The sequence below is a fragment of the Scandinavium tedordense genome, assembly GCF_024764965.1.
Classification (GTDB): domain Bacteria; phylum Pseudomonadota; class Gammaproteobacteria; order Enterobacterales; family Enterobacteriaceae; genus Scandinavium; species Scandinavium tedordense.
On sequence record NZ_JALIGG010000054.1, the window covers coordinates 275,240 to 288,156 of the forward strand.

The 12,917-nt window shown below is 55.0% G+C and carries 12 protein-coding genes; 5 read left to right on the forward strand and 7 right to left on the reverse strand.

Annotation, left to right across the window (positions count from 1 at the left end):
* The first annotated feature begins 90 nt into the window (after positions 1-90).
* Complete coding sequence (gene nudI / locus MUU46_RS10290; protein WP_159760591.1) at positions 91-516, forward strand: nucleoside triphosphatase NudI; 426 nt, start codon at positions 91-93, stop codon at positions 514-516.
* A gap of 86 nt (positions 517-602) precedes the next feature.
* On the opposite strand, the gene MUU46_RS10295 is transcribed toward nudI, so the two are convergent.
* From MUU46_RS10295 to MUU46_RS10310, 4 genes are all read right to left on the reverse strand, one after another.
* Positions 603-1,502 (reverse strand): Dyp-type peroxidase, encoded by a 900-nt coding sequence (locus MUU46_RS10295; RefSeq protein WP_258965466.1) that lies wholly within the window; start codon positions 1,500-1,502, stop codon positions 603-605.
* Between the two features lie 107 nt (positions 1,503-1,609).
* A complete protein-coding gene (locus tag MUU46_RS10300; protein ID WP_258965467.1) occupies positions 1,610-2,197 on the reverse strand; it encodes an RpoE-regulated lipoprotein in 588 nt (195 codons plus the stop codon).
* Between the two features lie 62 nt (positions 2,198-2,259).
* Positions 2,260-2,709 carry a DUF2919 domain-containing protein gene (locus MUU46_RS10305; protein ID WP_258965468.1) on the reverse strand — a complete coding sequence of 150 codons (450 nt, stop codon included), beginning with the start codon at positions 2,707-2,709 and terminating at the stop codon, positions 2,260-2,262.
* On the reverse strand, positions 2,696-3,121 hold the full coding sequence (locus MUU46_RS10310) for a GNAT family acetyltransferase (RefSeq protein WP_159760603.1): 426 nt from the start codon (positions 3,119-3,121) through the stop codon (positions 2,696-2,698). Before MUU46_RS10310 ends, MUU46_RS10305 begins: the two co-directional genes overlap by 14 nt.
* 213 nt (positions 3,122-3,334) lie before the next feature.
* Between MUU46_RS10310 and amiA the strand changes: the two genes are divergently transcribed.
* Together amiA and hemF are read left to right on the forward strand one after the other, a co-directional pair.
* Complete coding sequence (gene amiA, locus MUU46_RS10315; protein WP_258965469.1) at positions 3,335-4,204, forward strand: N-acetylmuramoyl-L-alanine amidase AmiA; 870 nt, start codon at positions 3,335-3,337, stop codon at positions 4,202-4,204.
* Positions 4,204-5,103 (forward strand): oxygen-dependent coproporphyrinogen oxidase, encoded by a 900-nt coding sequence (gene hemF / locus MUU46_RS10320; RefSeq protein ID WP_258965470.1) that lies wholly within the window; start codon positions 4,204-4,206, stop codon positions 5,101-5,103. The genes amiA and hemF overlap by 1 nt, the downstream gene beginning before the upstream one ends.
* A gap of 300 nt (positions 5,104-5,403) precedes the next feature.
* Here hemF and maeB read toward each other — a convergent pair whose 3' ends face one another.
* A complete protein-coding gene (gene maeB, locus MUU46_RS10325) occupies positions 5,404-7,683 on the reverse strand; it encodes an NADP-dependent oxaloacetate-decarboxylating malate dehydrogenase (RefSeq protein WP_258965471.1) in 2,280 nt (759 codons plus the stop codon).
* Positions 7,684-7,958: 275 nt separating this feature from the next.
* Between maeB and tal the strand changes: the two genes are divergently transcribed.
* Positions 7,959-8,909 carry a transaldolase gene (gene tal / locus MUU46_RS10330; protein WP_159760611.1) on the forward strand — a complete coding sequence of 317 codons (951 nt, stop codon included), beginning with the start codon at positions 7,959-7,961 and terminating at the stop codon, positions 8,907-8,909.
* A gap of 20 nt (positions 8,910-8,929) precedes the next feature.
* Positions 8,930-10,930 (forward strand): transketolase, encoded by a 2,001-nt coding sequence (tkt, locus tag MUU46_RS10335; protein ID WP_159760613.1) that lies wholly within the window; start codon positions 8,930-8,932, stop codon positions 10,928-10,930.
* 128 nt (positions 10,931-11,058) lie between these two features.
* Here the strand turns inward: tkt and MUU46_RS10340 are convergent, their stop codons facing one another.
* Together MUU46_RS10340 and nudK are read right to left on the reverse strand one after the other, a co-directional pair.
* Positions 11,059-12,105 carry a DUF1176 domain-containing protein gene (locus MUU46_RS10340; RefSeq protein WP_258965472.1) on the reverse strand — a complete coding sequence of 349 codons (1,047 nt, stop codon included), beginning with the start codon at positions 12,103-12,105 and terminating at the stop codon, positions 11,059-11,061.
* A gap of 75 nt (positions 12,106-12,180) precedes the next feature.
* Positions 12,181-12,756 carry a GDP-mannose pyrophosphatase NudK gene (gene nudK / locus MUU46_RS10345; RefSeq protein WP_159760617.1) on the reverse strand — a complete coding sequence of 192 codons (576 nt, stop codon included), beginning with the start codon at positions 12,754-12,756 and terminating at the stop codon, positions 12,181-12,183.
* Between the last annotated feature and the right edge of the window lie 161 nt (positions 12,757-12,917).

Below are 12,917 nucleotides of genomic sequence, written 5' to 3' on the forward strand. Positions count from 1 at the left end.
TTGGAAGTTGAAAACAGAATAAGGGTTTTTTGGCGTTCATTGACCAACCGATTTGGTACACTGGACGAAACCCGCAATGAGGACGAACTGATGCGCCAAAGGACGATTGTCTGCCCGATTATTCAGAATAACGGTGAGTACCTGCTGTGTAAAATGGCCGATGACCGCGGTGTATTTCCCGGCCAGTGGGCGCTTTCGGGTGGGGGTATGGAGCCCGGTGAAACGATGGAGCAGGCGCTGCTGCGCGAAATAGGCGAAGAGCTGGGCGAAAAGTTGCGCATCGAGAAAATCATCCCGTGGCATTTCCGCGACGACACCCGCATCAAAACTTACGCCGACGGCAGCAAAGAACAGATTTACATGATTTACCTGATGTTCGACTGCATCAGTGCCAATCGTGAGGTGACGTTTAACGAGGAGTTTCAGGAAATTGCGTGGGTCAGCCCGGACAGGCTCGGCGAGTATGATTTAAACGTCGCCACGCGCCAGACGTTTATCGATAAAGGGTTGTTATAGCGGAATTTGGAACGCCTGTAGGCGCTAGCCTGCCAGACCTACAGGGTTCCCAGGCCCGATAAGCGAAACGCCATCGGGCATCACGATTAAAGTGCCAGCAATTTATCCAGCGACGGCGCGAAGTAGTAGCCACCGGTCACCGGTTTGGTGAACCGCAGCATCGCATCGCGCTTCCCGTCGGTATCGCCGAACATGCTCAGCAGCTGCTGCTCAATGTTGTAAAGACGCGCGCAGTAGGCGCAGAAGTATAAACCGTGCGTGCCGCTGGCGGCGCCGTACGGCAGGCTCTGACGAACGATTTTCAGGCCTTTACCGTTCTCTTTCAGGTCAACGCGCGTCAGGTGTGAGGTTTCCGGACGATCGTCTCCGTCGATCTCTTCATTGGCTTCTTTAGTTCGCCCAATCATCATTTCCTGATCCGCAATACTCATCCGGTTCAGCTGCTTGAGATTGTGCTCCCAGCGCTGGACAAACACGTAGCTGCCGCCCGCATCCGCACCATCGGCTATCACCGCCACGTCGCGACGCGTTTCTTCGCCCGCCGGGTTTTCGGTCCCGTCAACGAAACCACTGAGGTCACGCTCTTCGACCCAACGGAAACCGTGTATTTCATCTTTGACTTCGATAGCGTCGCCAAAGGCTTCCAGCGCCGCCTGCGCGACGGAGAAGTTCACGTCATGACGCAGGGAGAGAATGTGGAACAGCACATCGTATTGCGTTGCGGGTGCGAGGCCCTTGCCGTAGGGAGTGAAATTTTTCAGCTCTTCAGCACCCACGCCGCCGCTCAGGCTACGCCAGGTGTCGTGACCAAACGCCACCACTGCGCCGAGATGGGCGTCGGGGAATTTCGCTTCAAAGGTTGCCAGCTTATCGGCAAATACCCGGCTGCATTCACGCAGGGCGTTGACGTCCCCTTTGACATTGGCTTCAATCCAAATCGCCGCCCGGCAATGTTCCGGCAAAATGCCGCTCTGAACCTGAGACATCGCTGCTTCTCCTGAAAGACTGAAAAAAAGATGCCACGGTCTCGTGGCATTATTGATGGCGGGCATTATACCCGCATTTTTCAGGCGGCGGCTTGTTCAGACGCAAATTAACGGCGCCAGATAATCTTGCTGACTTTCCAGAATTTCAGAGAGTCATCCGGTGGCATCAGTTCCTGCGGGCCACCCCAACTGCCGCTAAAGATATAGCTGATATGCTGGCTATCTTTGACTTTACACTCGACGCTGGCGCTATCTTCACCGCTGGCTTTTTCACAGTTGCCAAACGCTTTGCTGTACACCTCGCTGAACGGCGTACCAATTTTTGCACCATCGGCTACCGGGATGTCACTGTCCATGACGTCAATCCGGCTGATACTTCCGCCCTCGCCATTTACCACCAGTTCAACCTTATCGTCTTTCAGCGCTTCGAAATATTTTACGATGGTGCCTTTGTCAGTTTTCATGCCGCTACGCACGCGGTAATCACCGTCGAGTGCATCGTTGATGGCCTCTTCATTCAGCGGTGTGGAGGCAGTCAAATCACCGACGCCCTGCTCCGTCACTTCCGTTGAGGAACCAAACCAGTTCCACGGATTCGCCGCCGACCAGGGCACAGAATTAAAGCCATTACTGACGGTGGCACAGCCGGTTAAGGCCAGAGGCAGCGCGCAGAGCAATAAACGCATTGATTTCATTCGAGGATCCTTTGTATGTCAACACAACGCCTGTTGGAGTCCAGAATGGCAAAAAAGTGCCATTAATCCTCTTGTAAGGAAAAGCAGGCGCGTAAACGGGGGTTGCTAAGCAGCCACCAGAGAGCAAAGCCGTCCACAATGACCAGCGCCAGACCCATACCGCTCAGCGGTTCGCCCTGCCACCACAGCAGCGGTTGCCAGAATAACAGCACCAGCTGCGCGAGAATAAGTATCCAGCGCATTAGCGGCCACAGACGTGGAAGCTGGTGTCGCCGCCCGCTCAGGAGAAAGGCGAGTACCGCAGGGACGCCGGGCAGCAGGCCAATCCAGAAATTGTCATGATCGGGGTAAAACAGATCCAGTAGCGTCCCGCCCTGCTGACGCGACGCCCCGGCCATCACAAACACCACCCAAGCACGCGCCTGTAATAACAGGACACACCAAAACACAAAAGGCAGCCGTAGCCGCCCATGACCATCGTATGCCGACGGCAAAAAATCAGTATTCTTCATCTTCTATCAAACGCTTCCCGAGCACGACCACATCCGCATGCTCATAGCCCAGGCGCTCGTACATGCCCTGCACCATATCGTTATCTTCACGGACCATTATCTGTAATTTCGGACAGCCACGGGCAATCAGTTTTTTCTCGAGACGATTCAGCAACGCATTGGCAATGCCGCGTCCGCGATATTCCGGATGCACGCCGAGATAATACGCCGAACCGCGGTGGCCGTCGTAACCCCCCATCACGGTGCCGACCACTTCGCCATTCACTTCCGCCACCAAAAAAAGGCTAACGTCATGGTTTAGCTTACGTTCGATATCCATTTCCGGGTCATTCCATGGGCGTAGCAGGTCACAGCGCTCCCAGAGCGTAATAACCTCTTCGAAATCGGACTGGCGAAAAACGCGTATCTCCATGGTATTGCCCATCTTTTCAGGTTTAAAAACAGTGATTATGGCGCGAACGTCCTAATTATCCAATATCTGACGAATAACGGTCAAAAAAATGGCATAATGTTGCATTGTCACGTATTGAAATGAAAAGTAAAACAATTCTCACCCCAGATTGTCGTAACGGAAAACACGATACGATATAACACATGGAATATTTATTTTTACAAATCGGGCCGCATGAGCACTTTTAAACCCCTAAAGACACTCGCATCTCGCCGCCAGGTGCTAAAAGCCGGACTGGCCGCGCTGACGCTATCCGGCATGTCAAACGCTATCGCCAAAGATGGAACGCTGAAAACCAGTAATGGTCACAGTAAACCCGCGGCTAAAAAATCCGGTGCTCGTCGCGTCGTGATGCTCGATCCGGGTCACGGTGGCATTGACACGGGCGCCATCGGCCACAGCGGTTCGAAAGAAAAACACGTGGTGCTGGCGATAGCCAAAAACGTGCGTTCCATTCTGCGCAGTCACGGCATTGATGCCCACCTGACTCGCACCGGCGACACCTTTATTCCCCTGTATGACCGCGTGGAAATCGCCCACAAGCACGGGGCAGATCTGTTTATGTCGATCCATGCCGACGGCTTCACTAACCCGAGCGCTGCGGGAGCTTCGGTGTTTGCCCTGTCAAATCGCGGGGCCAGTAGCGCCATGGCAAAATACCTTTCCGATAAGGAAAACGCCGCCGATGAGCTGGCAGGTAAAAAAGCGATGGATAAAGATCACCTGTTACAGCAGGTGCTGTTCGATCTGGTGCAAACTGACACTATTAAGAACAGTTTGACGCTCGGCTCGCACATTTTAAAGCAAATTAAACCGGTGCATCGCCTGCACAGCCGCAGCACTGAACAGGCTGCATTTGTGGTGCTGAAATCACCGTCAATTCCATCCGTGCTGGTCGAAACCTCGTTTATCACCAACCCGGGTGAAGAGAGGTTGCTTGGCACCACCGCGTTTCGTCAGAAAATCGCCAACGCGATTGCTTCGGGCATCATCAGTTATTTCAGCTGGTTCGATAACCAGAAAGCACACGTGAAGAGACGTTAATGAAACCGGATGCCGCACAGGTAAAAGCTTTTTTACTGACACTCCAGGACCGTATTTGCCAGCAACTTGCGGCAGTCGATGGCTGTGCGTTTGTTGAAGATAACTGGCAGCGCGATGCGGGCGGCGGCGGGCGTAGCCGCGTGATGCGCGACGGCGGCGTATTCGAACAAGCGGGCGTGAATTTCTCTCACGTTTACGGCGATGCAATGCCTGCGTCAGCGACGGCGCACCGCCCGGAGCTGGCGGGTCGTCGTTTTGAAGCGATGGGCGTTTCGCTGGTCGTCCATCCCCGCAATCCATTTTTGCCCACCAGCCACGCCAACGTGCGGTTCTTCATTGCTGAAAAACCAGGCGCCGATCCGGTGTGGTGGTTTGGCGGCGGTTTTGATTTAACGCCGTACTACGGTTTTGAGGAAGACGCCGTGCACTGGCACACCGTCGCCCGGGACCTGTGTCAGCCGTTCGGAGACGAAGTGTATCCGCGCTACAAAAAATGGTGCGACGATTACTTCTACCTCAAGCACCGCAACGAACAGCGCGGTATCGGCGGCCTGTTCTTTGACGACCTGAATACGCCAGATTTCGACCAATGCTTTGCGTTTATGCAAGCCGTGGGCGACGGCTATACCGAAGCCTATCTGCCGATTGTCGAACGTCGCAAAGCGCTGGCTTACAGCGATCGCGAGCGCGACTTCCAGCTTTACCGCCGGGGCCGGTACGTGGAATTCAATCTGGTATGGGATCGCGGCACGCTATTTGGTTTACAGACCGGAGGGCGTACGGAGTCGATTCTGATGTCGATGCCGCCGCTGGTGCGCTGGGAATACAACTACCAGCCAGAAGAAGGCAGCCCTGAGGCTGCCTTGAGTGAGTTTATTCACGTTCGGGACTGGGTGTAATTTATCCCCTCACCCCGGCCCTCTCCCCATAGGGGCGAGGGAGAAAAGACGTTCCCTTGATCTCTTATAACGAGGGAGAAAAGACGTTCCCTTGATCTCTTAAAACGAGGGAGAAAAGACGTTCCCTTCATCTCTTAAAGCGAGAGAGAAAAGACGTTCCCTTGATCTCTTAAAGCGAGAGAGAAAAGACGTTCCCTTGGTCTCTTAAAGCGAGAGAGAAAAGACGTTCCCTTGATCTCTTAAAGCGAGGGAGAAAGTCGATCCCCCTCCCATCCAGGGAGAGGGTGAGGGTAATGGCTATTACAGCGGCTCGGTCTGTGCTTCAACCACCGCCAGCGCGACCATATTGACGATACGACGCACCGACGCGATTGGCGTCAGAATATGCACCGGTTTCGCCACGCCCATCAGTACCGGCCCGACGGTTACACCTTCCGAGCACGACACGCGCAGCAGGTTGTAGCTGATACGCGCCGCTTCCATATTCGGCATCACCAGAATATTCGCTGCGCCTTTCAACGGGCTGTCCGGCATACGATCGTGGCGGATGCTTTCCACCAGCGCGGCGTCACCGTGCATTTCACCATCAATCATCAGCTCTGGCGCACTGGCTCGCACCAGGTCGAGGGTCTGACGCATTTTGGTCGCTGCCGCACAGTTGGACGAACCAAAGTTCGAATGTGACAGCAGCGCCACGCGTGGTTCAATGCCGAAACGACGCACGGTTTCAGCCGCCATCAACGTGATTTCGGCCAGCTGTTCCGGCGTCGGATCGTCGTTTACGTAGGTATCAGCGATAAAGGTGTTGCCGCTCGGCAGCAGCAGCGCGTTCATCGCCCCAGCGGTATGCACGCCGTCGCGATAGCCGAACAGTTGCTGAATCACGCTAAAGTGCTCGTGATAATCACCGATGGTCCCACAAATCAGCGCATCCGCTTCGCCGCGCTGAACCATGATCGCACCAATCACCGTGGTGTTGCTGATGACATGGCGCTGCGCCTGCTCCTGGGTGATCCCACGGCGCTTCATGATGTTGTAGTACTCCATCCAGTACTCTTTAAAGCGCGGATCGGATTCGTTATTCACAATATCGAAATCGATGCCCGGCTTCATTTGCAGCCCCAATTTCTGCAGGCGCATTTCAATCACATTCGGACGACCAATCAGAATCGGCTTCGCGAGACCCAGTGTGATTAACTCCTGAGTCGCATGCAGTACGCGGGTGTCTTCACCTTCCGCCAGCACAACGCGTTTCGGCTCTTTTCGCGCCTGAGAGAAAATTGGCTTCATGAACAGGTTGGTTTTGTAGACGAACTCGCTCAGCTTCTCTTCATAGGCGGCAAAATCGGCAATCGGACGCGTCGCCACGCCGGAATCCATCGCCGCCTTGGCCACTGCCGGTGCGATCTTAACGATCAGGCGTGGATCGAACGGTTTTGGAATGATGTATTCCGGGCCGAAGCTCAGATCCTGATCGCCATACGCCGACGCCACCACTTCACTCTGCTCGGCATGCGCCAGTTCGGCAATGGCGTGAACCGCTGCCAGCTTCATCTCTTCGTTAATCGCGGTGGCACCAACGTCCAGCGCGCCACGGAAGATGAACGGGAAGCACAGCACGTTGTTCACCTGGTTCGGGTAATCGGAGCGGCCGGTGCAGATGATCGCGTCCGGGCGCACTTCTTTTGCCAGCGGTGGCAGAATCTCTGGCTCCGGGTTCGCCAGGGCAAGGATCATCGGCGCCCGCGCCATTTTCTTGACCATTTCCTGGGTCAGCACTTTCGGGCCTGAACAGCCAAGGAAGATATCCGCGCCATCAATTACGTCATCCAGCGTGCGCTTGCCGTCGTCATCCACCGCATACGCGGCTTTGGTTTCCGCCATATTGGGTTCGCGGTCTTTGTAGATAACGCCTTTGGAATCGCAAACCACGATATTGTGCTTCTGCATCCCCAGCACCACCAGCAGGTTCATACAGGCGATTGCCGCCGCACCCGCACCGGACACCACCATCCGCACGTCAGAGAGATTTTTCTCAACCACGCGCAAACCATTGAGAATGGCTGCAGTACTGATAATCGCCGTGCCGTGTTGGTCATCGTGGAAGACCGGGATTTTCATCCGCTCGCGCAGCTTCTGTTCGATGTAGAAGCACTCCGGCGCTTTGATGTCTTCAAGGTTGATGCCACCAAACGTTGGCTCCAGCGCGGCGATAACGTCAATCAGCTTGTCCGGATCGAGTTCGTCGATTTCGATATCGAAGACGTCAATCCCGGCAAATTTTTTGAACAGCACCCCTTTCCCTTCCATGACGGGCTTACCAGCCAGTGCGCCGATATTGCCCAGGCCCAGCACCGCGGTGCCGTTCGAGACTACCGCCACCAGGTTGCCACGGGCGGTATATTTAAATGCCGCCAGCGGGTCTTTTTCGATTTCGAGGCACGGGGCGGCCACGCCCGGTGAATAGGCCAGGGCCAGATCGCGCTGCGTAGCGAGTGGCTTGGTCGGAGAGACCTGAATTTTGCCTGGAGTGGGGAATTGGTGGAAATCGAGGGCGCTTTGTTTTAACTGGTCATCCATTTTAGATTCCTTTTACGTCACAGAATTAGGAGATATATGTTCCCGGTGCTAACCCCTGAGTATCCCCTTTCGCGGTCTCGTAAACTTTGAAGGCTGCCATACTCTCGTCATCAAAAACGCGATTTTGTTATTAATTTTTAACACTCCTGTTACGCAGTGTCGTAAACCAAGACGAGCCCGTCTGCTATGCTTTTGAGTTAGGCATGACCTGAATTCCCCCAAAGTGCTAGCGAGAGCCTTCGTGTAACACTTTGCTTTTTAAGGAGTCTCTTTTCATGAACCAGCTAGACGGTATCAAGAAGTTCACCACGGTGGTCGCCGACAGCGGCGATATCGAATCCATCCGCCATTATCAGCCGGAAGATGCCACCACCAACCCTTCCCTGCTACTGAAAGCCGCAGGCCTCGAACACTACACACATCTGATTGACGACGCGGTGGCGTTTGCCAAAAAACAGGGCAGCAGCCGCGAACAGCAGGTTATCGACGCCTGCGACAAGCTGGCGGTTAATTTCGGTGCCGAAATTCTGAAAAGCATCCCCGGACGCGTTTCCACCGAAGTGGACGCCCGGCTATCGTTTGATAAAGACAAAAGCATCGCCAAAGCGCGACATTTGGTTCAGCTGTATGCCGACCAGGATGTTGATAAATCCCGAATTCTGATCAAATTGGCTTCGACCTGGGAAGGCATCCGCGCCGCCGAGGTGCTGGAGAAAGAAGGCATTCACTGCAATCTGACGCTGCTGTTTTCCTTCGCTCAGGCCCGCGCCTGCGCCGAAGCGGGCGTGTTCCTGATTTCCCCGTTCGTCGGGCGCATTTACGACTGGTATCAGCAACGCGAGCCGATGGACCCGTACATTGTGGAAGAAGATCCAGGCGTGAAGTCGGTGCGTAATATCTATGATTACTTCAAGCAGCACCGCTATAACACGGTGGTGATGGGCGCGAGTTTCCGCCGCACGGAGCAAATTCTGGCGCTGGCTGGCTGCGACCGCTTGACCATCGCCCCGCCGCTGCTGAAAGAGCTGCAGGAAAAAGACGAAGCGGTTACCCGCAAACTCATTCCGGCCGCGCAATTCTTTAACCGCCCAGCCCCGCTCACCGAAGCGCAATTTCGCTGGGAGCATAATCAGGACCCAATGGCGGTGGACAAACTGGCGGAAGGTATTCGCCTGTTCGCCGTTGACCAGCGCAAGCTGGAAGATTTACTCGCCGCCAAACTGTAACTTTTGCCACGGAGAATGCTATGTCCCGAAGAGAGCTAGCCAACGCGATCCGCGCCCTGAGTATGGACGCTGTGCAGAAAGCCAATTCCGGCCACCCGGGTGCCCCGATGGGGATGGCGGATATTGCCGAAGTTCTGTGGAATGATTTCCTCAAGCACAACCCGACCGACCCGCACTGGTACGATCGTGACCGCTTTATTTTGTCCAACGGTCACGCCTCGATGCTGCAATACAGCCTGCTGCATCTGACCGGTTACGACCTGCCAATGGAAGAGCTAAAAAACTTCCGCCAGCTGCATTCCAAAACGCCGGGACACCCGGAACTGGGCTATACGCCGGGCATCGAAACCACCACTGGCCCGCTCGGTCAGGGGCTGGCGAATGCCGTCGGGATGGCGATTTCCGAGCGCACGCTGGCGGCGCAGTTTAACCAGCCGGACCACGACATCGTCGATCACTATACCTATGTGTTTATGGGTGACGGCTGTCTGATGGAAGGCATTTCGCACGAAGTCTGTTCGCTGGCCGGAACGTTGGGCCTCGGCAAACTTATCGGCTTTTACGATCACAATGGCATCTCGATTGACGGCCATACTGAAGGCTGGTTTACCGATGACACCGCCAAACGGTTCGAGGCCTATCACTGGCACGTGGTGCATGAAATCGATGGGCACGACCCGGAAGCGGTGAAAAAAGCGATCATCGAAGCGCAAAGCGTGAAGGACAAACCATCGCTGATTATCTGCAGGACGGTGATTGGTTTCGGCTCACCAAATAAAGCCGGGAAAGAGGAGTCGCACGGCTCTGCGCTCGGCGAAGAAGAAGTGGCGCTGGCGCGTAAACAGTTAGGCTGGAAATACCCGGCGTTTGACATTCCGAAAGAGATTTATCAGGGCTGGGACGCACGCGAGAAAGGCGATAAAGCCCAGCATAGCTGGAATGACAAACTTTCGGCGTATAAAAAAGCGCACCCAGATCTGGCGGCTGAATTCGAGCGCCGCATGAGTGGCAAACTGCCGGATAACTGGCAGAACTTGACCCAGAAGTATATTGAGACATTGCAGTCGGAACCGGCGAAAATCGCCACCCGTAAGGCATCACAAAACACGCTTAACGTTTATGGCCCGTATCTGAAAGAGTTGTTAGGCGGTTCGGCTGATCTTGCGCCGAGTAACCTGACTATCTGGAAAGAATCGGTTTCACTAAAAGAGGATCCGGCCGGGAACTACATTCATTACGGCGTGCGCGAATTCGGTATGACTGCCATCGCCAACGGTATCGCCCATCACGGCGGCTTTTTGCCGTACACCGCGACCTTCCTGATGTTCGTGGAATACGCCCGCAACGCCGCGCGCATGGCGGCGCTGATGAAGGCGCGACAAATTATGGTATACACCCATGACTCGATCGGTCTTGGGGAAGACGGTCCGACGCACCAGGCGGTTGAACAGCTTGCCAGCCTGCGCCTGACGCCAAACTTCAGCACCTGGCGTCCTTGCGATCAAGTGGAAACCGCGGTGGCGTGGAAAGCAGCCATTGAACGCCACGACGGCCCAACGGCGTTAATCTTGTCCCGCCAGAATCTGGCGCAAATCGAACGCTCGCCGGATCAGGTGAAAGCCATTGCCCGCGGCGGCTATGTGCTGAAAGACTCGGGCGGCAAGCCGGACCTTATCCTGATTGCGACGGGGTCAGAACTGGAAATCACCGTGCTGGCAGCGGAAAAACTGGTGGCGGATGGGCATAGCGTGCGGGTGGTTTCCCTGCCCTCTACCGATGTGTTTGATAAGCAGGATGAGGCGTATCGTGAATCCGTATTACCGTCGGACGTCTCCGCTCGCGTGGCAGTTGAAGCCGGGATTGCGGATTACTGGTATAAATACGTGGGCCTGAAAGGGGCGATTGTCGGCATGACCACCTATGGCGAATCAGCGCCCGCCGAGAAGCTGTTCCCGTTCTTTGGCTTTACGGTGGAGAATGTTGTCGAGAAAGCGAAGAAGGTATTAGCCCGTAAATCCTAAGTCCGAATCCTAAATAATTTGGGTTGCAGGAAGGCGACAAGGGAGCGCATCCCCAGGATGCTTACACCGTAAGTGACTGGGGTGCGAGAGTGCAGTCAACGTCTCTGCGGCCCAAACTATGACGGATTTTAACGCGTGATCCACAACGTGGGCCATGCATCTGGCCCCTGCCAGTTATCGCAGGCCGGTTGCCCGGCGTAGCGCACCAGACGAAAGCGCTGGCCGTCATAACGCCAGCGCGTTTGTACGCCGCAGTCGCCCTGACCGCGGCCCTTATCCAGCGTCTCCAGCTCACGCGTTTTGTCATTGAAGGTCAAATTGACCAGTTCGATGTCGCGCTCGTCACTTTCCTGCGGCAGAAACGGCAGGCGCAGCCTTATGGGCTGTGCGACAAAAGGTTTCTGTCGCGAGACGAGCCACGCCCGATAAATGGTGTTGTAGGCCCCCGATTCGCAGGTCAGCATCAGCAGCGCTTTATCGTCGGTAAGCGGCGTAACCCACACTTCGCGGCGCAGAGGATCCAGCGAGCACTGGCTGTTATTCATGCGCCAGGTCCCGTAATCGAGCAGATCGTTAAACTCTTCGCGGCTGAACGGCGTCGGCGTTGGATTCACTTTTTTCACCGTTTTCAGTGCCGGAGCCGGCGGCACGCTCAGCGGTGGCTCGTCACCTTTGCCAATCCACGCAGTTTCGCTGCCGACGCGCTTTTGCTGATCGTCAATAAACAGCAGCGCCGCTTTCAGCCCCTGCAAAGAGATGCTCTGCGTGCCTTTTTCAAGCGTCAGCGCCTGTCCATTCTGAATATGCTGGAGGAAAGTGTTGATGGTTGGACTGTCGCCAGTGCTGAGATGCCACGGCGTAATCTGCCAGTGTTCACCGGCCAGCTTTAACGGCGAGCCATCCAGCAGCAAACGTGGGGCGATGGGGGGAATTTTCGGCAGCGGGTTTTCCGGGCCGCCCAGTTCGATGCGCAGGGTTGAGTCATTGTGCGCACCTGCGCTGCGTGTCAGCGACATTACCAGCCCGTGGTGTAAGCCAATATTGCGCGTTATACAGAAATTCTGATTATTGCAGGTCACCTGCCAGTCGCTGAATTCCTGTTGCACAGGCGCAGCCCACGTCAGCGTCGACGGTAACCCGACCAGCAGCAAAAGAAAAAGCAAACGAAAAGACACGAGTTGACCCCAGAAGAAAAAACGCCGATTAGTGCGGCGTATCCTCACCTGGCGGCCACCTTTTACTCAATCGGATTAGTCCATTAAACCGGCGTTTTGCAGATATTGAAGCAGGATAACCGCTTTGCCGTCACGAATTTCACCGCTTTTAACCATCGCCAGCGCACGTTCGAAAGGCATTTCCAGTACGTCGATGTCTTCATCTTCCACACCGCCGCCCGCGTTAGCACGCAGGTTGTCGTGGTATTCGGCGACAAAGAAATGCACCAGTTCGGTCACGCCACCCGGCGACATGTACAGCTCGAAGACTTTGCGCACGTCGTCAACCTGATAGCCGGTTTCTTCCACCGCTTCTTTGCGAATACAGGCTTCTGGCTCATCGTCATCGAGCAGCCCGGCACAGGTTTCGATTAATCTGCCGTCGGCGTTGCCGTTGACCCACGTCGCGACGCGGAACTGGCGCACCAGCACCACGGTTTTCTTTTGCGGGTTGTACAGCAGAATGGTGGCTCCGTTACCGCGATCGTAGACTTCGCGTTTGTGGCGCACAATTTCTCCATCCTTGCGCGTCAAATCGTAGGTGATGTTGCGCAAAACGAAGTAATTTTCCGACAGGACTTTGTCTTTGATGATTTCGATATTAAATGACATTACGGCTCCACAGCGTCAGAATTCGCCATCAAGTCTACCCGTCATCGCTTACTTTGTCGTTACGCATATTTACATGGCGTTATGTATGCTTATGCATGAAAGCGGCATGATAATTTACACTATCTCCTTAATTTCTCCACGTTTCGCTCAGGCCTTGCCGC

Coding starts and splice junctions, on each gene's coding strand:
- nudI (WP_159760591.1), top strand. CDS start 91: ATGCGCCAAAGGACGATTGTCTGCCCGATTATTCAGAATAACGGTGAG.
- MUU46_RS10295 (WP_258965466.1), bottom strand. CDS start 1,502: ATGTCTCAGGTTCAGAGCGGCATTTTGCCGGAACATTGCCGGGCGGCG.
- MUU46_RS10300 (WP_258965467.1), bottom strand. CDS start 2,197: ATGAAATCAATGCGTTTATTGCTCTGCGCGCTGCCTCTGGCCTTAACC.
- MUU46_RS10305 (WP_258965468.1), bottom strand. CDS start 2,709: ATGAAGAATACTGATTTTTTGCCGTCGGCATACGATGGTCATGGGCGG.
- MUU46_RS10310 (WP_159760603.1), bottom strand. CDS start 3,121: ATGGAGATACGCGTTTTTCGCCAGTCCGATTTCGAAGAGGTTATTACG.
- amiA (WP_258965469.1), top strand. CDS start 3,335: ATGAGCACTTTTAAACCCCTAAAGACACTCGCATCTCGCCGCCAGGTG.
- hemF (WP_258965470.1), top strand. CDS start 4,204: ATGAAACCGGATGCCGCACAGGTAAAAGCTTTTTTACTGACACTCCAG.
- maeB (WP_258965471.1), bottom strand. CDS start 7,683: ATGGATGACCAGTTAAAACAAAGCGCCCTCGATTTCCACCAATTCCCC.
- tal (WP_159760611.1), top strand. CDS start 7,959: ATGAACCAGCTAGACGGTATCAAGAAGTTCACCACGGTGGTCGCCGAC.
- tkt (WP_159760613.1), top strand. CDS start 8,930: ATGTCCCGAAGAGAGCTAGCCAACGCGATCCGCGCCCTGAGTATGGAC.
- nudK (WP_159760617.1), bottom strand. CDS start 12,756: ATGTCATTTAATATCGAAATCATCAAAGACAAAGTCCTGTCGGAAAAT.